19 protein-coding genes are annotated in these 22,483 nt (G+C 50.1%); 11 read left to right on the forward strand and 8 right to left on the reverse strand.

All coding sequences use genetic code 11. The features are described from left to right. The first annotated feature begins 95 nt into the window (after nucleotides 1-95). The 5 genes from F5I99_RS03665 (at nucleotide 96) to F5I99_RS03685 (ending at nucleotide 7,653) form a co-directional block, all read left to right on the forward strand. Nucleotides 96-3,320 carry a hypothetical protein gene (locus F5I99_RS03665; RefSeq protein ID WP_151053703.1) on the forward strand — a complete coding sequence of 1,075 codons (3,225 nt, stop codon included), beginning with the start codon at nucleotides 96-98 and terminating at the stop codon, nucleotides 3,318-3,320. After that, the gene (locus F5I99_RS03670; RefSeq protein WP_151053704.1) at nucleotides 3,320-4,267 is read left to right on the forward strand and encodes a LamG domain-containing protein; all 948 of its coding nucleotides are present in this window, start codon (nucleotides 3,320-3,322) and stop codon (nucleotides 4,265-4,267) included. Before F5I99_RS03665 ends, F5I99_RS03670 begins: the two co-directional genes overlap by 1 nt. Beyond that, the gene (locus F5I99_RS03675) at nucleotides 4,267-4,887 is read left to right on the forward strand and encodes a hypothetical protein (RefSeq protein WP_151053705.1); all 621 of its coding nucleotides are present in this window, start codon (nucleotides 4,267-4,269) and stop codon (nucleotides 4,885-4,887) included. The genes F5I99_RS03670 and F5I99_RS03675 overlap by 1 nt, the downstream gene beginning before the upstream one ends. Nucleotide 4,888: 1 nt before the next feature. Next, nucleotides 4,889-6,982, forward strand: coding sequence for a hypothetical protein (locus F5I99_RS03680; protein ID WP_151053706.1), 2,094 nt, complete (start codon nucleotides 4,889-4,891; stop codon nucleotides 6,980-6,982). A 74-nt stretch (nucleotides 6,983-7,056) separates the two neighbouring features. Further along, nucleotides 7,057-7,653: a hypothetical protein gene (locus F5I99_RS03685; protein WP_151053707.1), complete on the forward strand. Its 597-nt coding sequence runs from the start codon at nucleotides 7,057-7,059 to the stop codon at nucleotides 7,651-7,653. A gap of 313 nt (nucleotides 7,654-7,966) precedes the next feature. On the opposite strand, the gene F5I99_RS03695 is transcribed toward F5I99_RS03685, so the two are convergent. Next, nucleotides 7,967-8,191 (reverse strand): NAD(+)--dinitrogen-reductase ADP-D-ribosyltransferase, encoded by a 225-nt coding sequence (locus F5I99_RS03695; RefSeq protein ID WP_225307536.1) that lies wholly within the window; start codon nucleotides 8,189-8,191, stop codon nucleotides 7,967-7,969. 62 nt (nucleotides 8,192-8,253) lie between these two features. On the opposite strand from F5I99_RS03695, the gene F5I99_RS03700 reads away from it, so the two are divergent. Further along, entirely contained in the window at nucleotides 8,254-9,168 is a 915-nt protein-coding gene (locus tag F5I99_RS03700; RefSeq protein ID WP_151053709.1) for an ADP-ribosylglycohydrolase family protein, read from the forward strand. A gap of 97 nt (nucleotides 9,169-9,265) precedes the next feature. Here the strand turns inward: F5I99_RS03700 and F5I99_RS03705 are convergent, their stop codons facing one another. Beyond that, on the reverse strand, nucleotides 9,266-9,697 hold the full coding sequence (locus F5I99_RS03705; RefSeq protein WP_151053710.1) for a cupin domain-containing protein: 432 nt from the start codon (nucleotides 9,695-9,697) through the stop codon (nucleotides 9,266-9,268). A gap of 154 nt (nucleotides 9,698-9,851) precedes the next feature. On the opposite strand from F5I99_RS03705, the gene F5I99_RS03710 reads away from it, so the two are divergent. Both F5I99_RS03710 and hxpB read left to right on the forward strand, forming a co-directional pair. Next, on the forward strand, nucleotides 9,852-10,706 hold the full coding sequence (locus tag F5I99_RS03710; protein WP_151053711.1) for a LysR family transcriptional regulator: 855 nt from the start codon (nucleotides 9,852-9,854) through the stop codon (nucleotides 10,704-10,706). A 142-nt stretch (nucleotides 10,707-10,848) separates the two neighbouring features. Further along, the gene (gene hxpB / locus F5I99_RS03715; protein WP_225307537.1) at nucleotides 10,849-11,490 is read left to right on the forward strand and encodes a hexitol phosphatase HxpB; all 642 of its coding nucleotides are present in this window, start codon (nucleotides 10,849-10,851) and stop codon (nucleotides 11,488-11,490) included. Between the two features lie 16 nt (nucleotides 11,491-11,506). Here the strand turns inward: hxpB and F5I99_RS03720 are convergent, their stop codons facing one another. Next, complete coding sequence (locus F5I99_RS03720) at nucleotides 11,507-12,379, reverse strand: LysR substrate-binding domain-containing protein (protein ID WP_225307538.1); 873 nt, start codon at nucleotides 12,377-12,379, stop codon at nucleotides 11,507-11,509. A gap of 221 nt (nucleotides 12,380-12,600) precedes the next feature. Here F5I99_RS03720 and F5I99_RS03725 point away from each other — a divergent pair, with 221 nt between their 5' ends. The 3 genes from F5I99_RS03725 to F5I99_RS03735 all read left to right on the forward strand — a co-directional run bounded on the left by F5I99_RS03725 (nucleotide 12,601) and on the right by F5I99_RS03735 (nucleotide 14,976). Then, nucleotides 12,601-13,785, forward strand: a complete 1,185-nt coding sequence (locus F5I99_RS03725; RefSeq protein ID WP_233282112.1) for an MFS transporter — start codon at nucleotides 12,601-12,603, stop codon at nucleotides 13,783-13,785. Beyond that, the gene (locus tag F5I99_RS03730) at nucleotides 13,775-14,374 is read left to right on the forward strand and encodes a LysE family translocator (RefSeq protein ID WP_151053713.1); all 600 of its coding nucleotides are present in this window, start codon (nucleotides 13,775-13,777) and stop codon (nucleotides 14,372-14,374) included. The genes F5I99_RS03725 and F5I99_RS03730 overlap by 11 nt, the downstream gene beginning before the upstream one ends. 89 nt (nucleotides 14,375-14,463) lie before the next feature. Next, on the forward strand, nucleotides 14,464-14,976 hold the full coding sequence (locus F5I99_RS03735) for a sigma-70 family RNA polymerase sigma factor (protein WP_151053714.1): 513 nt from the start codon (nucleotides 14,464-14,466) through the stop codon (nucleotides 14,974-14,976). On the opposite strand, the gene F5I99_RS03740 is transcribed toward F5I99_RS03735, so the two are convergent. From F5I99_RS03740 to F5I99_RS03760, 5 genes are all read right to left on the reverse strand, one after another. Then, nucleotides 14,963-15,370 carry a YbaN family protein gene (locus tag F5I99_RS03740; protein WP_151053715.1) on the reverse strand — a complete coding sequence of 136 codons (408 nt, stop codon included), beginning with the start codon at nucleotides 15,368-15,370 and terminating at the stop codon, nucleotides 14,963-14,965. The genes F5I99_RS03735 and F5I99_RS03740 overlap by 14 nt on opposite strands. 134 nt (nucleotides 15,371-15,504) lie before the next feature. Beyond that, nucleotides 15,505-16,824, reverse strand: coding sequence for a tetratricopeptide repeat protein (locus F5I99_RS03745; protein ID WP_151053716.1), 1,320 nt, complete (start codon nucleotides 16,822-16,824; stop codon nucleotides 15,505-15,507). Between the two features lie 25 nt (nucleotides 16,825-16,849). Next, nucleotides 16,850-18,358: a porin family protein gene (locus F5I99_RS03750; protein WP_191905941.1), complete on the reverse strand. Its 1,509-nt coding sequence runs from the start codon at nucleotides 18,356-18,358 to the stop codon at nucleotides 16,850-16,852. A gap of 74 nt (nucleotides 18,359-18,432) precedes the next feature. Beyond that, complete coding sequence (locus F5I99_RS03755; RefSeq protein ID WP_151053717.1) at nucleotides 18,433-19,233, reverse strand: Slam-dependent surface lipoprotein; 801 nt, start codon at nucleotides 19,231-19,233, stop codon at nucleotides 18,433-18,435. 91 nt (nucleotides 19,234-19,324) lie between these two features. Then, the gene (locus tag F5I99_RS03760; RefSeq protein WP_151053718.1) at nucleotides 19,325-22,432 is read right to left on the reverse strand and encodes a TonB-dependent receptor; all 3,108 of its coding nucleotides are present in this window, start codon (nucleotides 22,430-22,432) and stop codon (nucleotides 19,325-19,327) included. Nucleotides 22,433-22,483: the final 51 nt, after the last annotated feature.

Below are 22,483 nucleotides of genomic sequence, written 5' to 3' on the forward strand. Positions count from 1 at the left end.
ATGCACCACTGGATCCCCGCGTCAGCGTGTTGATGTTCACCACCCAAAGCTACAACGACGAGCGCCGCCAGGCGCAGGACCGCATCGAGTCATACGTGGTACAGGGCAGCGTCAGCGATTACACGCTGCTCGGTGATCAGTTGATGGGACAGCGCATGGTGGTTTTATTCACCCGCGTAGACGCACCACTTCCGGAAGTGGGCAATGTATATCTGCTGAGTGAAGAAACCACCAATAGCAGCGGCGAGACAACCATCCAGGGCGAGCAGCAGTACATCCGCGTAACCAAAGTGGAATGGGAGATCCGCACCTATGAAGATGATCGCGGCACCTTTGAACGGATGTGGCTGAAGCTGGAAATCGGCAATGCGCTGCGCCGTACGTTTCCCGGTCTGCCAGCCGTAGAGCGCCTGACCCGAGATGTTGCCGACGTTAAAACCAAGTTCCGTTTAACGCAGGTCGCGGATGCAAGCCGCTACTACGGGATCGTGCGCCTGGAAGAAGCGATCGCACCTGGTGATCTGGAGATCAAAGCTGAAACTATTTTCGGCCAGTTGGTACCCAGCGCTACTGTCGAAAGCCCGGTTGTAGACGTCCAAGCCGGTGCCGACCGCGTTAACCTGCAACAGTGCGGCAGTGCGTACAGCCTATTACTGCCGAACAATGATGAACGCACCCTGGGATTCGGACGCGCAATCACTCCAGGAACGCTGATACTCAACACCCGATCTGATAACGGACAGGGCCAGGTGTTGAATGCCGACAATTCAGTCTATGCCGATGTGCAGTATGAGGAAGGGATTATTGTCAGCCGGGGCTCAGCGATCCCGGCCAGCGGCAGTAGTGCAGTCACCGCCGCACCCGCCGTAGCCATTACAGACACCGCTCATACCGATGCCGAGGAAGTTAAGCTGGCTAACCGAGGCTACAACTACACCCGAACGCTGCGACCCATCCCACAACCGGGCACCCTGTTTGTGGATTATATGGCACAGGGCCGATGGTACCGGATGCAAGATAACGGTAACGGCCAGATGAGCGATGAATTTGGCGGTGCAGGTACGATTGATTATGCCTCTGGCAGTGTGATTGTTACGCTCGGGGCACTTCCTGACACTGGCAGTTTTATTATTTACTCATGGGCCACACCGGACAACTACGAGATCCGGCAGCAGGATCAAGAGATTGATCCGGGTTATATCATGCTGGAGGTCAGTGCGGGCGATATCGTTCCCAACAGTCTGACGATCACTTGGGAGTCGGGTGGCGGCGGTGCCACGGTTACAGCAACCGATGATGGCAACGGCAATCTGACCGGTGCGGCCACTGGGCGCGTAGTCTACGGCAACGGTCGTATCGGCATTCGCCCCAACCTGGTGCCGGATAGTGGAGCCATCTTCAGCGTCGAATACGATCAGGGCTTCGCCGTAACAGAAACCCCGGCGCTTACCCAGGTCGGCCAATCCGTAACCTTCACAATTTCAGATGCCCCGATCCGCCCCGGCAGTTTTGCAGCTGAATATCAGGTGCAGGAAGTGCGTAATCAACCGCACAGTCATGGATTCCAGGGGCCGGGGGCTGTCAATAACGTAACGCTGACAAAAACCGTCACCGATGATGGTGCAGGCGGGCTGGTTGGTGCATCTGGATCAATCAACTACACAACCGGTGAAGTCACACTATTCACAGATTATGACTACACCCGAACCAGCACAGCGGTGTGGACAAACCCGGAAACCGGTGCCCGTGAAACCTATGATCGCATCAGTGGCGAGGTAGCCGTACTCAGTAGCGCTGTAACGGTTAAATACCAACTCGACAGCGTGTTGCCGGAAACCCTCACAGAAACAATTGATGCCGAGGACGTTTCTTTCAACCTGACACCACTAACGCGCCGATACATCATACCGGGCAGCATAGAATTCACCTGGGCAGGCCAGCGCTACATCGACCGCGAGGGGTTGATTTATACCGATTGGACCCGTCAAACCGGTGCAGCACTCGCCGTCGGGACAATTGACTATTCATCTGGCGAAGTCACGCTGCAACAGTACACCGGAGGCGGCAGCAATGCAGTCCAGATGCACAGCATGCTACTCACGCCAGGTGCCTGGTTTGCCGATGGGTTCTATTTCCGCACCCCAGGTGCCCCGTTGCGCCCTGGCTCACTCTTTATCCGCGCCAACCTCGACAACGGCACACAGATAACCGGCAGCGCCAACTTCACCGGCACCATCGACAGTGCCGACATGCAAGGCACCGTCAACTGGGAAACCGGCATTGTCGACGTGCGCTTCGGGCGTTATGTGCAAGACAGCACTCTAACAGTCGAACAAAAGGCCGAGCCCTGGTATAACGCCGCCAACATCGAGACAGACGGCACCATCTGGGTACCGCACCGCGTCGTACCCTACACCGCCAAATTCAACGCCGTGGTTTACTCAATGATGCCACTCGACGCAAGCATCCTCGGCCTCGATCCAGTACGCCTACCCATAGACGGCCGCGTACCCATCATCCGCGCAGGCGAAGTCATTGTCATCCACAACACCCAGGAAACCGACGCCGGTACCGTCACCGCAGGCCAGCTCATCACCCTGCCACGCGATGAGCTGGCGGGGGCCTGGCTAACCGACAGCACCGGACTAAAAGTTGACCCAGAGCTATACACAGTCAATCGCCTGGCTGGAACCATCACCATCGACGCACTGGCTGATCTAAGCACCTACGACATGCCACTAGCGGCACACCACCGTGTTGAGGACATGGCCCTTGTCAACGAGGCCGAGATCAACGGTCAGCTGCGGTTAGTCGGCGCGATACCACGAGCCTACGACCCAGCCGATACATGGATCAGCAGCGCCATGATATTCGGCCCCCTCGGCAGCCGAGCGCGTAACGTGTTCAGTCAAGCAAGCTGGACCAGCGTCTGGAGCGACCAGCGCATCGGCAGCTCAACAAATGCGCAATACAACAACGTGCTATATCCGATCACCGTCAACAACAGCAACGCGATCAGGGAGCGCTGGGCGATCATATTCACCAGCAGCACCACGTTTAACGTGGTCGGCGAGACTGTGGGTGTCATCACAACCGGCAATACAAGTGCCGATTGCACACCAATCAACCCAGTGACCGGAGAGCCGTACTTCACGATTTACGCGGCAGGCTGGGGTGGAGGATGGGCGACCAATAACGTACTCAGATTTAACACCGATGCCGCGCACGCGCCGATCTGGATCGCACGAACAACGATCAGTGGCACGCCTACGGCAGACGATGACTCATTTAAACTTCAGATTAGAGGGGATGCAGACTGATGAGCGAGATATCAATCCTTGATCCAGCACATCCGAATCTTGTTGCTTACAGCTCGATGACGGGAATCACTGATACTCAGCTGGCGTTAGATGTGGGAGATATTACTGCGACTCTAACGAATGCAACTCAAGTTACAGATATAGTCGGGCATGCCCTCCAAGTTAATGAAAATGGAGCAGCGGACTTAGGTAATGTTTTTGATGACTTAGTATCAGCGCCAGGGGCGCTTTTCTCGATTGGTTTTTTTGTTAGAGGCTCAAACCTAGATAATTTGTTTACAAAACTCGGGGACTCTAATCACAATGAAAACTCTCGTCAGTTTACTATTCGCACAGTAAATGGCTATGTTGGAATGTTGTGGTACGGGAATCTGGGCGGAACTTCACTTAGAGATGTTAGGGCTACTGAGGCTCCAATAAATGATAATGAAGTTTACCATGTCGGTATTGCATACAACGGAGCGTCTAATACAAATAATGGTTTAGATCGAGTAACTATTCGCATCAATGGCCACGAAGTGGCAAAAACCATGGCGATCTCATATGGTAATTTTCCGGAAATAATTCCGTCCGGCCCAGCCCGTGTTGGCATTGGTGCGGCACTGGGTTCAACAGGAATTGCTAAATACAGTTCTGTCGCAATTTTCGATGAGCTGCGAATTTATAACACCTTGCTAACTCATGCTGAATGGCAAGAATTAGTCGAAGTAAAATATCCATACTTTTTAGCCGGTAGCGTTGAAAAAAACTCCCAGCCGTATTTAACACAGGTTCGACTTTATGATGCTGCGACTGCTCAACTTATAGCAATCGTAAATACTGATGCAGACGGCAATTATCAGAAAGCCCTACCAACAGATGATCCTATCTACGTGTTCCCGGATCCCCCTAGCGGCTATAAGCCCTTAGCCCACGCCCCGATTATTCCAGTCTTAAGGAATCTATAATGACGATCCGCATCGCAACGACTCTGCGTGTCGCCCGCGCCCAGGCAATCATCGACGCTATTGATGCATCGCTTACCCCTGCTACCTTTGAGCAATACAGCGGTGGTCAACCAGACCCCGATGCATCTATCGATAGCATCCCGGCCTATGCAGCAGAAACCGCGTACAGCATAGGCGAGTACGTTACAGCTGCGGGACGATATTACAGAGCTGAGAACGGCGGCACCAGTGCTGCCACCGCACCGGCATGGCCAACAAACGGATCTACGGTCACTGACAATGACATCACCTGGCGTGATCTGGGCGAGATACCGATCCTGCTCGGCACTCTAACTCTTAGCCAGCCCTGTGGAACCGTTGTTGTTACAGAGCTGGCAGGAGGCGTCACTGTTGTAGCGATAGAGTTTTATGCATGGACTGAAGATGCCAGCGCTGATGCGAGCAACATAGCGTCATGGGGCCGGTTCCGGGATGGAGACGGTAATACAGTTTTGGATGGCAGCGTGGGCGCTGAGGGCAGCGGCGCTGACTTTATCATAAACACTACCAGCATCGTGGCTGGTGGCCCGATCCGCATCAAAGAAGGCACTACACCCCAGTTGATAGAGCCAGGTAGCTAACATGAGCTACACGCCACCAGCTGGTAATGCTGTCGATTTTAACTTCACTGAGGCGTACACGCCACCAACTGGCAATGCTGTCGACTTTTCGTTTACCGACACCTCAGTATCAGCCTTCGATCTTTCGATTGCACCCACGCTGCCTGCTCTGCAGTCATCGATTCAGCTTTATCTTGATATATCCCGCGATATCGTTATCGCATCAACGTTACCGACATTAACCGCGAACATAGAAATGGTTCGAGGGGTGGCGCTGGAGCTGGCAGCATATATGCCGATGCTGTCAGCAGGGCTGGCGCTGAATTGGGGAGAAACCATCCCCGGTACCGGCTTGATCGGATCAAGCGGTGGGAGTGCATCAGGTGGTTTGTGCTGGAAACGAGGCACCCCCGGTCAGGCCATCAAATCGCTACCTTTCGGATTGATACCGGCCAAGCGTCCAATCACAGATGTGCGCTGGCAAGATGGGGACACAAAGAACGGCGAGCCACGTATGACTGCACAGAAGTTCCGTCGATTAGACGACGGTGTGTTGATTCCCTGGGATACCTTCAGCGATACCGACCGACACAGTGGACAGCAATACAGCCACCCGGACTGGAAGGATCGGGGGCTGCAGTTCAAATGGGCCGACTTCCAGGAGTGGGCCGACGGATACAACTGGCAGCGATACAGCCACCCACCACCAAAAGACGAGCACAAGCTGATCCCTTTCTGGCGTGTACAGCACTGGATGACCAAGCACCCAATCTGGGATACCAGGGACTACACACCACCGGTAGGAAACGCTGTCGATTTTAATTTTACCGAAGCGGGGTACAATCCCGATCCACTAGCGCTGGATTTCAGCTGGGGTGCCCCATCACCCTACGGCGACCAGCCGATCATGCCGACCGACAGCATCAGCGGCGTACCGCATAAAGTGCCCACCGAAAACGACCAGGACAACCGAGTCAAGTGGGGCAACGGACGCTGGGAGCGCCCACTACCAGACTACATCGGCGGCGGTGGCTGGAACGCAGAACCAGACACAGACCCAGCACCGAGGCCACCACAACCGATCATCAGCGAGGTTTACATCATCATGCCAAATATAACGCTATGGCGAATCCCGGACGGCGCAGAGATCGAAGCCACTAACGTGCGCTGGTACACTGACGCTGACACCTGGGCCTGGAGCCTGACAGCCACTATCAGTGATCCAGCTCATTTGGAGATCATCAAACCCAACAGCAACGGTCCGCGTGAACTGGGCTGCGAAATCAATGGCCATTTATTCACAGCACTGGTCGAAAGCTACACCAAATCACGCCAGTTCGGCCAGACAGTATTCACTATCCAAGGTCGCAGCCGCACCGCCTGGCTATCAGACCCCTACGCACCCCAGCGCAGCAAGCTTGTCACCGCCCCATATTCAGCCCGACAGCTCGCTGAGCAGGAGCTGCAGAATACCGGCTTCACCCTCGACTGGCACGGCCCAGACTGGCAGATACCCGGTGGCGCATACACATACCACGACCTGGACCCAATCGCTGCAATCAAGCGCATAGCGGAATCCATTGGCGCGATCCTGCAGAGCCATCCAAACGACAAAACGCTGATCGTTAAACCACGCTACCCAGTAGACCCTCACAAGTGGACCCAAGCCAGCACTCAACTGGACGCGATTCTACCAGAGGACTTTATCCTTCAAAGCGGCAGCGAATACCGCACACAACCCCGGTACAACCGTGCAATCGTCACAGGTGGCGCAGTTGGCGGGGTAATTGTCACAGTAACCCGAGACGGCACCGCAGGCGACATACTGGCCCCCATCCAGCAGCACGACCTGATCACCGATCAAGCAGCAGGCTACGAACGAGGCCGCAATGAAATCGCCCAGGGAGGCGTATGGGAAACCATCAGAGCCACAACATGGCTAACCCCCGACAACGCGCCAGGTTTAATACTCCCAGGGCACCTGGTAGAGATCCAGCCCGACACCGGCACCGCATACCCCGTACTGATCAGTAGTACAGAAATCACAGCAGCCAGTACCGAGGAGGAGATTTCAGTTCGGCAGATATTGGGCATGGAAAGAAAAATCGATGATTAATTCACATACCCCCCAAAGGTAGTATTATTAGAACAACTGGATGTGATCATCAAGAATCAACAGGAGCCCAACCAATGGCTATTTCTCATCAAGATATAAAACTGAAGGCTGTTCCAGGAACGGTCAAATATGGCCCGTATTCTGACGATGGGCACGGAAATCTCGTTGATGATAAGGGATTGCGTGTCGGTAAGATTGACTACAATACAGGGCATCTCACTGATTTAGATATTTTTGATGCAGCCTGTAACCACACTCAACCGATAGGAAAGCCGTCCCTTAGGCTGTATGGCTGGGGTGATAGGCCGCAAGGAAGCAGTGAGATAACCACTACGCCTCCAGATACTCGGTTAAGCTTATTCAATACAGGTAAGGACAATCAGGCTGATGAAGAACTGAAGGTGCTGGCTGAAAGCGAGTGCGTTAAAAACCACGGTGCCGAGGACTGGAATACCATGTTTTCAGGCGATCAAGAAGCATATATACAAACGTGGATGGATGGCTATCTAGCCGCTAAGGCTGATGCAGAAAAAGATGCCCGCAGATACCAGTGGCTTAGAAATGGCAATGCGTATGCTCCAGAGGAGGAGTGCATTACTGGCGGTCCTGAACTAGATACTGCTATCGATAAATGGATTGCAGAGGATGCGGAGCGGCAGGGTGATGACTAACGTTTGGAAGCAATTCGAGGGGCTGCTCGGAAAGGATAGTACCCAGATCGCCACGGTCCTAAACACTGATGGCCAGCGGAGCACCGTAGAGCTATTGAGCGGTGACACAGTGAGAGTGAGCGGCACTGGAACGCCAGGTAATAGAGTTTATATCAAGGGTCAGCAGATCACTGAACAGGCTCCGAACCTACCCACCTATAATATGGTTCTGTATTGATACTGCGGACGGCGATTAATGAAAAGCTATTGCCGTTAGTGAAAGGTTTCTACAGGGTCAAATATCGCGCAAAACGAAACCAAATATCGCGCCGCGCTACATAAAAAGCTGCCGGTGCAAGGTGTGCACGCCATCAATGAACAAGGGAGCCGGTTGTTGTTGAAAAGCCAGACTACCGAGAATCACCGGCGGCAGATTACAACGATTAATAGAGCGTCGCGCCCACCCTGGCAGGGTTGCCTCACCACTGGTTGATTGTGCCAGCTCGAGGGCTGAAGGTGCGGAAAAATGGTGATTGCGATAGGTCAAGATGGGTGTCACTCTATTATCTATCTTCCCGGACAGTATAAAGGGTTTTACGGCAATCAGCAGGAGAAAAACCGATGCCTGACCGACAGCAACGCTATCGCGGCTCCCTGCTGGGGCTGGCAGTTGGAGATGCGCTTGGCACCACGCTTGAATTTCGTCCACGTGGCAGTTTTGAGCCTATCACCGATATGGTGGGTGGCGGGCCGTTTTTGCTCAAACCTGGCCAGTGGACGGATGATACCTCCATGGCGCTGTGCCTGGCTCACTCACTACTGGACTGCCAGGGGTTTGATGCCGAAGACCAGATGCGCCGTTACTGTGATTGGCGCTCCAATGGCTACATGAGCAGTAATGGCCGCTGCTTTGATATCGGTGCCACTGTCTCTGAGGCCATCAGTTGTTATCTGCGCACGGGCAACCCGTTGGCAGGTTCCCGTGATCCCTTCTCGGCGGGCAATGGCTCGCTAATGCGCCTGGCGCCGGTGGTGATGTACTTCAGCCCCGATGCCGAGCAAGCCCTGCATTTTGCTGGCGAAAGCTCCCGCACCACGCACGGTGCTAAAGAGTGTGTCGATGCCTGTCGTTATTTTGCAGCCCTGCTGCACCAGGCCTATGCAGACACCAGTGAAGATCGTGAAGCCCTGCTGAGTTGCGCAGGCTACCAGCCTGAAACAGCTAAAGTTCAGGCCATTCAGCAAGGGCATTACCGGCATAAAAGCCGAGACGAAATTAAAGGCAGTGGTTACGTCATCGACTGCCTGGAAGCCGCCCTCTGGTGTTTTTATCACACCGAGAGTTTCAGTGATGCGGTGCTGGCGGCGGCCAACCTGGGCGATGATGCTGATACCACGGCTGCTGTTTGCGGTCAGCTTGCCGGTGCCTGGTACGGATTGGACAGCATCCCCGCCCACTGGCAAGAGCGGGTGGTGATGGGTAAGGAGATTCTTGAGCTGGCGGATAGGTTAAAGGACGCTTCCGGGGATGGGTAGACCCTGGCCTATCGATTCATGAGGGCAGTGCCTTTTTTATGCAGGGCACATTTAGGCGCCGTTGCGTAGGGGGCTTACCTTTGTTGGGTGTGCCACATCACGGCATTAGTAACTGTTGGCGGTTGCGTTCGCATATTTTCATCACCTGCTTGGAATCGTGAGGGGTGGGTAGGGTGCCCATTTCCCTGAAGAAATCGACATGTCGCGGCGGACTGGAAACAAGAACGATGGTAGCGATTGTTTTACTGATGTTTTTGAAACCATGCTTATCTCCTTTATTAACCATGACGCTATCGCCTCCCTGAAGTTTCCACACTTCATCACCAGCGTAGAATTCGATATTACCGCTGATGATTTTGAAGAATTTGTATTCGTCGAAAGAAATATGCAGTGGTGCTCCCATCTCTGGTGCTACGTGCATCTCAATGACATTGAAAAATCCTTCAGTATCGTCTGGAGTTACCAGAAAGTCGCAACACATTCCTGAAAATTCAGTGTGTTCAGGCTCTATAATTTGTTTGCTTTTCATATGATTTATCTCCTATTCAAGGATATGCTCAAGACTATTTAGTAATTGTATTTGGCTAATTTTGAATATAATACCGTTAAATAGCGTTAATACTGTTCATTTAATTGGACAATTGGTGGGCTTACTTCTGTGGATCTGAACCAGATTAGAACATTTGTCGAAGTTGTTAGGGCCCGGAAGCTTCACCGCTGCAGCTCGGGTGATGGGCTTGCCTAGATCGACTATCAGTACCCGCATCAAAGCACTGGAAGATTACCTGGGTACGCGTTTGTTCAAACGAACGACTCGGGTGGTGACTTTGACTGTGGATGGCAAGTTGCTTTACGAAAACTCGGCTGTTTCCATCGATGCTCTCATGGACTCTGAAAAAAAAATCGGGAGAAGGGCTGGGAGATTTAAAGGGGTGCTTCGAATCAGCGTTCCGGTGGAATATCCGCAACAACAGCTCGCTCTGTCGCTGCTGAATTTCGTTGATAAGCATCCTGAAATAACTATCGAGACGCAAGTAACCAATCGGGTAACCGGATTGGTAGAGGAAAATATTGACCTTGCACTCCGGGTCGGGGTGCCTGATAAAGAATCTATTATTATACGTCGACTGGGAGATTTTTCTGCAGTTTTTGTGGCGAGTCCTGCTTACCTGGAATCGTCGTCAGTGCCATTGAGGGAAAAATCACTCGCGGGGCACTGGCTAAATAGCTACTTCACAGAGGATGATCCATCTAGGGAGTCAGCGCTGACGTTTTCGACGTTGAGCTGGGCCAGCGCCCGCATAAAAACCAACAGTCTGGAACTGTTGCGTCAAGTGTGCCTGGCTGGAGGCGGGATTGCTTACCTGCCTCTCCCAATCTGCAAAAATGACCTTATGGAGGGGCGTCTGAGAACTCTCGATATTGATGAACCGAAGCTGGCACAACGGCATACGTTGTATATGGCTTTCCCTTCACGCAAAGATATATTGCCAGCGGTAAGGGTGCTGGCTGAGCATTTCGTGAAAACTCTGGGATGAGCCGGGTTCCGCTGCCCAGCTTAGAAATACCAGGTGATCAGAGAAATCAACGTTCTTTCGTGGTGAGTGCTACAATGGCTGGTAGTTCATTGTGGTGTCAGCAAGCTGACCAGATCGACTAGTTGGAAGGGATAAATAAACTGTGAAGATAAATGCAGTCATCTTTGATATGGATGGTCTTTTGATCAATTCCGAGCCATTTTGGGCTCAAGCTGAGAGAAGGGTCTTCTCATCGGTTGGCGTAGAGTTATCAGATTCACTCTGTGAAAAAACTGCATCCATGACAACCAGAGAGGTTGCTGAATTCTGGTACGCACGTTTTCCGTGGAAACATAAGTCCATAGAAACGGTTGAAAATGAAGTGATTAATTATGTCGATGAATTGATACAAAAGAATGGTCAGCCGATGACAGGGACTAAAGAGATACTCAGTTATTTCCATAAAAAAAATTACCGGATTGGCTTATCAACTAACTCGCCGTTCAGGTTGATTGCTACGGTTCTGAACAGGTTAGATATTGCCCCATATTTCCATGGAATTTCATCATCTGAACATGTGGAAAGAGGTAAGCCTGATCCAGCGGTGTATTTATCCACGTTAAAAAAGCTGGGAGCCCATGCCAACGAGTGCATTGCCTTTGAAGATTCTGTTTCTGGTGTGGCGGCTGCTAAGGCAGCAGGAATGCAAACGGTTGTTGTGCCGGCACCTCACGACTTTGATAACCCAGCATATTCCTTAGCAGATATGAAATTGCGTACCCTTCTGGACTTTCCAATGGCTTAGCTTCAAACAGCAGGCATCAATCTGGAATAACCCGCTTGATGGTTTCGCGTTGCAGAATTTCGTATAAATCGTGCACTGCAGGTGTGGTATTGGATGACCGCAGTATTTTGAGGGTGATGGGTGGTAGTTTTGGCAGTTCAAGCTGGCTATCAATGCACTTAATGTCACTAGGCATACCGTGCTCTGTACGTACTGCAAACCCTAGGTTTGAACGTAATGCCGCCCATATACCAGGAAGGCTTGGTGTTGTTACTGCAACTCGCCAACGCTTGTTTGCCTGATCGAGTGCGGCGAGAACCGACTGTCGAAAGATACAAGGGTGGTCAAATAATACCAAGGGTATCCTGCTATCTGTAGCATTGTTTATGAAGTCCTCGTGGGCCATCCAGCGCATGGGGAGTTCGCCAATGAGCTCTCCCTCATTTCTGGTGTTTGTGGAGAAAAAAGCGATGGCAACATCCAGACGACCTGCCCGAACCTCTTCTGCTAATACATGATTTGGTCCAGCCTGGACTTCTACGTGAACGCCAGGGTGTTTGTGCGAGTACTCTGATAGGGTGGCAGGCATCACATCTTCAAAAAAATCCTGAGGCAAGCCAAGGCGCACTGTCGTTGAAGTCGCTGTTGCCCCGAGAGTAAGTGCGGCTTCATCATTAAGAGCAATAATCCGGCGCGCATAGGCAACCAGCACCTCTCCCGCTTCTGTTGGCACCAGATTTCTGCCCTTGCGCACGAACAGTTGTGTACCCGTCTGCTGTTCCAGTTTTTTTAACTGCATGCTGATTGCCGACTGCGAACGGCCCAGTTGTTCAGCCGCACGTGCGAAGCTATGCAGGTCGATCCCGGACACAACGGCACGAAGGGCATCAATATCAAAGGCTATATTCAATTCAAAAAACCTAAAGTCTAAGTTCAAATATATTCGTTTTTTTAAAGTGTATATCGTTGCTAATATCTAGGTCAATTCAAGTGCAACATTCCTCGGGTTGCAGATCAGATGTCTTAGTACTGGTGTGGCGATAAAGGAGCGTAATCATCATGATGACTAACAAAAGCACAGATGCTGGTACCAATCAGGCAATGACGCCCATCATCCTGGCCGGTGGTATTGTGTTGGCACTGGCCTTTGGTGTTCGGGCTATGTTTGGAGGTGTCGTTGAACCTTTGTCAAACGAGCTGTTTGGCGGCAGAATCGATATATTCTCATTTTCTATCGCTATTCAGAATTTGGTATGGGGACTTGCACAGCCTGGTTTCGGCATTATTGCTGATAAATTTGGTGATCGGCGTGCATTATGGCTGGGTTTTATGTGCTATGTCCTTGGTATGCTGGTCTGTGCTCTGAGTTCGACGCCCTTGGCTCAACATCTGGGTGCTGGCGTACTGGTTGGTATGGGGATTTCAGGAACTGCTTTTGGAACTATATTAGCCGTAGTTGGCAGAGCTGCACCGGAAGAAAAGCGTAGCTATTATCTTGGTATTACCTCGGCGATAGGCTCTTCCGGTCAGGTTGTTCTGCCTCTATTAACCTCCTGGTTAATAGAATGGTTCGATTGGCGGATTACGCTTGTTATTGTTACCTTTACGCTGGTTCCAATGGCACTGTGCATCCCATTTCTCCGGGTAAAAGTTAACTTGCCCATCGGTAGTGCCGAGCCTGTTTCAATGACGCACACAATCCGAAATGCTTTTGGGCATACAAGCTACACTTTGCTCAATATAGGGTTTTTTGTTTGTGGCTTTCATCTTGCTTTTATCACTGCACACCTACCGAACTATGTTCAGAACTTCTGCATTTCCTCAGCTTCTCCTGCAGAGTTGCGTGCCCTGGGGCTCCAGGCCCTTGCTTTGGCAGGTTTTGCGAACATCTTTGGCACCTTATTGGCCTCGCGCCTGGGAACCTGGTTTCCAAAGCCATACGTGCTTGCCGCGATCTACGCGTTGAGAGCATTTGTCATTATTATTTTTATTTCACTGCCCCTCACGCCAACATCGGTGATGATTTTTGCTCTTGTGATGGGTGGCTTGTGGCTTTCAACAGTCCCGCTGACCAGTGCGCTGGTGCTTACGATGTTTGGTCCTCGCGCCATGGGTACTTTGTTTGGATTTGTCTTTCTAAGTCATCAGCTTGGAGGTTTTGCCGGGGTTTGGCTTGGCGGAGTATTCTTTGACCGATACGCCAGTTATGATCAGGTCTGGTACCTCGCTATCCTTTTAGGCGTGTTTTCAGCCGTTGCACACCTGTTGGTGCTGGAGCGTCCAGCACCCAGCAGAGGGCTGGCTTATGGTGGATAATCTGTTGTTCTTGTGGCTGGCAGCTCTTCCCTTGATGGGAAGTCCTGGACCTGCAACTCTGAGTCTTGCCGGACTTGGCTCCGCGTTTGGTTTCAGGCAAAGTCTGAATTACCTGTATGGCATTATTATGGGAACAATAACCGTGCTGCTTATGATCGCAACCGGTGTTACAACCCTCATACTTGCCCAGCCAATGATGCGTGTAATTCTATCAAGCATTGCTGGCGTTTATATTCTTTTTCTTGCTGTGAAAATTGCAACTGCGCCTGTAGGTCAGGTAAAGCGATTGTCTGATAACGCGCCAAGTTTTTTACCTGGATTCAGTCTTGCAATTGCCAATCCCAAAGCATTTGCAGCCATCGGTGCGGTCTATTCAAGCCATACCATTGTGGATAACAGCCTGATGGCCGATACAATCTGCAAACTGTTAGCGCTCATATTGGTCATTCTATCTTTCAGTATCGCCTGGCTTGCCTTTGGTGCGACTTTTTCCAATTTGCTAAGAAAGCCAAGCATTGGGCGGACGGCAAATATTATCTTTGCCGTAATGCTGATCTTGTCGGTGGGCTCGCTATGGTTTGTGAGGTAGCCGGTTATATGGAAAAGCTTGCATCATGGGTTGATATTAATAATAATGATAACTAATATCATTTAAGGGAGCTATCGGAGCATTGGTTCATGACGGCTATTAGTACACAGCATGCGGAACAGGTTGAAAAATTGTATCTTGAAAACCGTACTTGGCTGTCTATCTTTATCCAGCGGCGTCTTGGGTGCCCGGATGATACGGCAGACTTAATACACGATACCTATATGCGTATTCTGACTTGTGGCTATCTACCCCAGAAACATGAGTCAAAACGCTTTTTAACGCACATTGCCAAAGGCTTGTTGATTGATAGCTATCGTCGGCAGCAGGTTAAAAAAGCTTATGAACAGTATCTGCAACAATTGCCGGAACAGTATGTGCCATCGGCTGAAGAGCATGTACTGATGCTTGAATCGCTTGTCAGTATCGATGCGCTGCTGCACCGCTTGCCTGATAAAGTGCGTGAGGCCTTATTGTTACGGCAGTTGGATAATCTCAGTTATAAAGAAATTGCAAAACGTTTGAATGTATCGGTTTCTTCTGTAGAAAAATATGTGGCTAAAGCGCTGCAGGCCTGTATGGCCGATATTATTCAGGATTAATTACTTTCGTTTTAATTTTCATCGGACAGGTGGTCGGCATTTCAGGCCGGCTTGCCAACCATATCATCACCACCGCCATGAGGGTCGGTGCTGTGTATTTAACCCATAAGGGTGCACTACTGGAAAGAAGCAAGAACGTACTGACTAGCATACTGAGACCGGCAATCCACTTGGCGCGGCGTGGGATGGCTCTATGGGTTTGCCATTGGCTAATTAGCGGTCCAAAACGAGGATGCGCCAATAGCCAATCGTGTAATTTTGGCCAACCCTTGGCGGAAGCCCATACAGCTGAAAGCAGAAATACGGTCGTGGGTATGCCTGGAAGAATAGCACCGATAAAAGCCAGTCCGACAAAAAACAGAGCCAACAAACGCCATAACGCAATGATTAACATAAGCCAACCAGAGGTTTTGGGGTTTCATTGTTTATCGTTAAGGTCATCAGGCTATTATCCATTAAAGATCAGTGGGTATGCTTTATATACCGAATGAAAACATGATTTCCGTAAAAATAAACTGAGATTCGCGTTTATTTGGTTTTCAGGGCTCTGGCTCGATTACTGTAAGGCCGGGCCATGCTTGGTTTCCCCCAGGATGTGTACAGGGCCGTAAGATTATCCAGTGCAACCAGCAGGCTTTCCTGATTCGCTGATGGAGCACTATCCAGCAACGCCAAGGCTTTCAGAAACAGTGGCTCAGCTTGCTCATATTGCCGCTGATTATAATAGATAGTGGCAGTATAGCTGGCTATTTGTGATGCTTCCAGCGGACGCTGTTTCAACTGGTCATGCAGCAACAGGCTTTGCTCAAATAAGGCCAACGCGGCAGTGTTATCTCTCTGTGAAAGTTTTAGACTGGCCAGATTGCCCAAGATCAGCGCCTGCTCAACAGATTCGTTTTCATTCAAGTCTGACAGCAGGTCAAGCGCCTGTTGGTACAGACTGTCGGCTTGTGGGTAGTTTTCATTCAGTTGATGGCGCAGTGCCAGTTCATTAAGGTGCATCACGCTGGCCAGGCTCGGCTCAGTTTGTTGCTGGCGTAACAATAAGGCCTGTTCGCGTAGGGGAGTAGACTTGGCTTCCTGGTTAGCATCATCATAGACATTCGCCAGGTGCTCCAATACATTCAGTAGGCGTTCATTATCTGGTTGCGAGCTTTGCTGTAAGGCTTGTCTGGCCTGTTCTAAGGCACCAATGGCTTGTTGCGGTTGCTGCTGCGCGGTGTGTATCTGCGCCAGCAATAATAGTAAATCCACCCTGTCCGGTGCGGAGGTGGGTTGTGGATTATAATACTCTGTCTCCGCAAAGCCTGCCAAGGCATTGTTGATCAGGTTTTCTGCTTCGGCATACTGATGTTCTTGCGTCAGTATCTGCGCTTGTGCCAACACGGCCTGCCACAACTTACCTTCACCGGTACTCATCAGGGCGAGGTAACGCTCAATGGACAGCTGATAAGCCAGTCTGGCTTGCTCGAAGCGATTGGCCTGTTGCAATAACTGTCCCTGGTTGAATAATAATTGACCTAACTGTTCCTGATGGTCTCCAGATGCCAGCCTGCTTAGTTGCACGGCTTCAGCGATCACCTCCAGAGCCTGATCGGTTTGCCCTTGCGCTGAATAAATATAGGCCAGCATATTTAAACTGCTGGCTTGATAGGCGTCGCCATTATCAGCCTTTTCGGCCACGCGGATGGCTTGCTGTATCGCTTGCTCGGCCTGTAGATAGTCTCCGCTCTGATAGGCTTGAGTTGCCTGTGACTGAAATGCTTGCCAGTCTGCAGTGCTTGCATGGGACTGCAGACTGAAAAATAATAAACACAGGATCAATAAACCAAGATGAAGTTGTCGCATAAAATTCTCACTATCGGGCAGGTATTCAAAAACGTTTTTCCAGTTTCAAGCTGACACTGTTACGGTTATGGGAGTACAGCCAGTCTATAGTGCTATCCACTTTGCGGTGTTTGAAGGTCAGATTGGGTTCCAATCCATATACGGCAAGGCCAGGAAAACGCAGGATAGCGGTATAGTTTTGTTCCACATCTTTTCGCTGCTCAGCAAATATCGCACTGAATGCATCATGTTCGCGTTCACGTACAGATGCAAAAAACACCGCATTGACGTACTGATTAAAGGTCTTGGCAACTCCGGCCCTGAGGCCAATTTGTTCATAGGTATTCGGCTCAACTTCCGCTTGTTTGCGGGTCCAGTCCAAACCACTAAATAGGGTCCAGTTGTTTGGTAGCGCATACCAGGCAGTGGCATAGACTGATCCGGTATAACCATCATATTGAGATGCCAGATTATCTTGACTGTATTGCTGATCTTTGTAGTCTGCTTCCAGCTTGAGCATCAGTTTATCAGTCAGGTAATGCAGCCATTCACCATGCAGCCCCCAAGCGGTATAGAGAGACTCATCGCCGTAACGTGAATATTCAAAGGAGGGTGCCAGTGACAACTGGTTGCGTAGCGTGTGGTAACTGTAGCCGAACTGAGTGTTTAGCTGGCTTTCATTATAGGCTGAATCATTTTCGTAGCTTTGCCCAAACAGTAATGAACGAAAATACAAACCATGATGCCCAGACAAGGCAAAGCGCTTGTTCAAGGTCATCTCGTATTCCAGACCCTCGGCTCTGATGGCGGCGGGGGTTTTACGTTCAAACAGACAAACCGAGCCGACATATCCCAGGCAGGTATAGCTTTCCGATGATTGGTTCAGGTTGTCTGACCAGGTCGGGCCCAGGGATAAAGAGCCTTGCCAGGATTGGCGTTTATCTACAGCTTGCAAAAAACTATCAATGGTTTTGAGTACTCCTTGCTGGTGCACATCATCCGGGTTGAGTGTGTGAGCAATTTGCTGGAACATTCGCTTGGCTTCAGCATCTTTACGGTTTTCAAACAGCACACGCGCCAGTTCCAACTGACCGAGCAAGAAGTCAGGATTAATCGTCAATAGATTAGAAAACTCGGTTTCGGCCTGCCTCATATCACCGCGTAATCTAGCGAGTGAGCCCTGAGCATAGGCCATCAGCATGGGGTCTGCTGCAGGAAACGTCCGATATTCTTCTAAAAAATACATTACGGCGGGCCACTGTCTTTGTTGAATCGACAGGTACAAGGCACGGCCAACATCATTCACATCATGTTTGATGGTGTAGGTTCTGCCATCAAGGGTGAGTGTTGGGCGTTCACCTTTCAGGTAATCTTCACCCTCAAGGATTTGCCGTTCCTGCTGGAGCGACTGCAGATCAATACTTTGATTCAGGCGCAAAGAGGTATCCTGATCATTGGCCCAACTATCCAGGCCAATTGATAAGCTGATAAAAAATGCAGCAACAATCGCCCATTTTCGTGACGAAATAAACAGTACATGTGATTGAAGTAACATAATCTGGCTTCGGTAGAAAAGGGAAAGTCAGTTGCCCGAAGGCACCTGACTTTGTGTGAGATTAAGTGGTTAACTTAATCAGCGACTGAGCCACCAAAGGCTGTGTCGTACTGTGTACCGGAGAAGTCAACAATACCTGCCAGATCTGCATAGCTATTGAAAAAGCGACCCGAAACAGTTCCGCTGGAAGCCAAAGTACCACCGGTGTCAGACGCTACAGCATTAGAGCTTGAAATGACTGCTGTTGCAGATATAGTTGCGTTGCCAATATTGATATTGAAGCCACTTGCATTTTCAATATCACCTGTCAAAGTTCCAGTGACACCGTAGAACGTAGCATCAAATTGACCAGATAATAGATTGCCGCCGCTAGTTGGATCATAATTATTGATTCCGACTACGTTATAGGTGGCTTCTACGGGTACAGAAATAGAACCGGGGATAGAGGTATCCTCGTTTAAACCTGAGTAATATACGGTACGAGTTGCATCACTGGTGCCATATGCAGACCATTCTCCAAACCAGACATCACCATCACCCGCTTGAGCAAAGGAAAATACGCCCAGATTGTCATGATCCTCTGGTGCGCCGGTGTAAGGGAAGTTCAATTCGTAAACAGTATGTGTTCCCCAATCCACAGTGCTGTTATTTGAACTTCCGTAGTTTTTCAAACTTTCAAAATCCACAAAATTTGTCAGCCCTGATGAGTTTACAGCGATGCCAGCTCTATTGGGATAATGGAAGGGAGGTGCATTAACTGTTGATACACCAACAGCTACATTACTTGTGTTGCTTGAGTCGCCATCAAATGCATTGGCAGCACCTGATACGACTAGAGTGGCGGCTATTGCTAAAAAAAGTTGTGATTTGTACATGGTAAATCTCCTTTGTATTACATGATTACAGCTTGAGTGTGGCAACTTCCCTTTTCCCAGTAGCATCTTCCCTGTCATTGACCACTTGGTTTCAGAACCTTGCGGTCAAACCTAATCTTATTGAGCGTCCGGGGGCGGCTACTGCTGAGCGAGTGGCTGGATCAACGTAATACTGGTCAGTTAAATTCGTACCGACCAGTTCTATGCTGATATCATCGTTAACGTTATAGCGGGCATAGGCATCCAGCAGTGTGGTATTACCCCAGCTGAATGGAATGTTGAAGAAATAAACGTAACCTGTTGTGGCATTGCTAGCTGAATTGGATTCATACCACTCCAGGTCCTTGTTTTCGTATTCTTTGTAGTAGGTAATCCGGCTACCAAGCTCCAGTTTTCGATTGAAAAACCGCCCTCCGACAGATAGATTTGCTGAAAGCTCTGGTGTGGCCTGTGTGAGTAAATAACCACTGGGGAAGCCGTATTTCATGCATTTTGGAACAGGGTCTGACTGTGCTCTAGCTATATCGTTGTTAGAAATTTGTGCAGCCAGACTTTCATCACATACTTCGTTTTCCAGCTGGTAATTAAGGCCTATATCGGTGAAGAAACGGCCATTGTCATAGCGACCACTCAGCTCAATCCCGCGAATAGTTTGTTTTTCAATATTGTCGAAGCGGAAGTCGTTGTCACGTTCAATAACATCACGAGTCAGGCTTTGGTAATAAGCGACTTTGAAATCAGCAACTTCTGCTTTGGGTAACCACTGGGCTAGGTTATGCACATAGGCGAGTTCCCATGTGCGATTATGTTCGGGTTTCAAGTCATACTGACTCAGCGAAGCTGAAAAGCCGATGGTGCTTTCAAACAGGCTGGGGAAGCGTAAATCTTCGCTATAGCGGAAGTAGACACGACTGTAATCATTGATGTGGGCGGTGACTCCAAGGTGTGGCACCCAGCCATGGTCTTTATTGTCTTTGGCTTTGCCTTCAACTAGTTCACGTTGAGCAATTACTCGACAATTGGTGACCTCCACTTCATCCAGGGAACCATTGAGACAGGGGTTGTTCGCCCGATCATAGTTACCGTCGTTATCAGGATTCCAGGCTACAGTGGTAGATTCATCATAATAGTCTGGAGTGGTCGCAAGCTGATCAGCTAGTAGGTTGTCAACAAACGCCTGAGTCCAGACTCCCATATCAACTAAAATCTGATAGTTTTGAAAGGGCTCTGTATTTCGTATCCAATCCTCCTTTTCCTGTTCATTGGCAAAATTGCGGCGTACCTCATACTCCACGTTGTAGTGTTGAAGCTGTTGTGTTGTGATCTCGCCTTCATGTTTACTAAGGAAATCATCAAAGGCCCAGTAAGAGGTGTAGCGCATGCCACCGTTAAACTCCAGAAAACGGGTTGGCTTCCAATTCAGACTAAAGTCGCCCTCCCAGTTGTTCCTGCGGCCAGCTCTGGGAATCATGGCGTTTAGCTCGCTGTCGTAGTCATCATTAGAACGCAGCTTCTCATACTGGAATTTACCGCCAAGTGTTAAATCCAGTGTGTCCGTCAAGGTCATTTTGTTACTGGCAGTTATCCCGTTACGAAGATGCCTGGCTTGTGTTACGGCTGTATTGCGTAATATAGGATCACCTGTTCCTGTGTTTGGATTGTAATCGGTGTAGTTCGGGAAACCGCCTTTGCTGTAAGTTTCACTTTCTGTATCGGTACGCCAAATATTGGCATGGAAGTCTACCCATTGGTTGCTTTCTGGCTTGTAGGTGTATTTCAGGTTGTAAGCTTGGGCATCTACATGACTTAATGGCCATTGCACAGTGCCGCGTCTGAACCGACTGATACGCGATGGCATGATTTCGCCATAGGTAGAGGATGAATCGCGATATCCCAGTTCTAGCTCCTGATCGTCAGTCAGATGGAAGGTGGATTTTAACAACCAGGATTCCATCTGGCTGGAGGTGTTTAACACCTCATCGCCGGGTTGCCAGAACTGCGCCATTGAGGTGATATAATCACGCTCGGCGTCTTCCATGGGTGTGTTGTAATAGTCTATGTTGTTATTACCAGCATAATAATTGCCACGTTCACGGTAGGCATAAGCGGCCATAAAATCGACTACATCGGTCTTTTTGCCTATGGCAAGCCGGTAGGCATAGTCTTCACCAGACAGTGCGTTATAACCGCCACCACCGGAATTGGGAGTGAGAACAAAAGAATCGTCATTTGTGGCAAGACTGGGGTTAGTTTGAGGGTAGGTAGGAACATTACGGTAATCTTCGCCAGTACTCAGTGCTGGAATCCGTTCTTTCACCGCATTGCTGCTGCCTTCGACTTTAAATTCCAGCCCAAAATCTTCACCTGGTTTAACGATATCATTGACACTGAGTGTGTTCACCACCATGGCGCCGCCGACGCCAGTGTCTACATCGCGTACCACGCCAGAGCCTTTGTAAATTTGCACATTACTGATCAGGTTGGGATCAATGTAGTTGCGGTTGGTAGCCCCGTTGTAGCCGCGCCAAACCGTTAGGGCCTGTTCGGTGCCATCTATGGTTACAGGAACACGGCCGGGGCCTTGGATGCCACGAATATTCAGGTCTAGTGCACCGCTGTTGCGGGCCTCACCACTGAATACACCGGGGATACCTTGCAACAAGTCGGATGGAGTGGTGCCTTTGTAGCGTTCGATTTCGACCTTGCCGAGATAACTGGTGGAGGTATCCAGATCATACACTTCGTTGTGTCCCTGCTCATCTCGGGTAAAGGCAAAACCGCTGCCAAACACATTAATCGCATCCAGTTGTACAGCATCGGCGTTGTCAGTGTCAGCTAGGCTGTGTTGCTGCTGCACGGCTGTGGCCGAACCAACACGGTAAGCACCATCGGCTTGTTGAATGGCTACAAGCCCTGTGTCAGCTAATAAGCGGCGCAACCCTTCATGCGCGGTGTATTGTCCCTGAAGCCCTGGACTGGTTTGTCCTTGCAGCAGGGCACCATCCAGATAAAGCTCCAGGCCAGCTTCCAACCCAAAACGGTTCAGTACTTGGTCGAAATTTCCTGCTGGGATGTTAAAGGTTTGCACGGTTGATACCGTGGTTTGAGCCGCAATCGGTAAGGCGTAAAAAGGGGTGATGCCTGCCAGAGACAAGCTGATTAGGATGACGTTCAGTCGTGAAAAGGGTTGCGACAACATACGGGCTCCTTCGGTTACTTATGCAGTGTTAACTTGTATACCGAATGAGAA

Source organism: Nitrincola iocasae, assembly GCF_008727795.1.
Lineage (GTDB): Bacteria > Pseudomonadota > Gammaproteobacteria > Pseudomonadales > Balneatricaceae > Nitrincola > Nitrincola iocasae.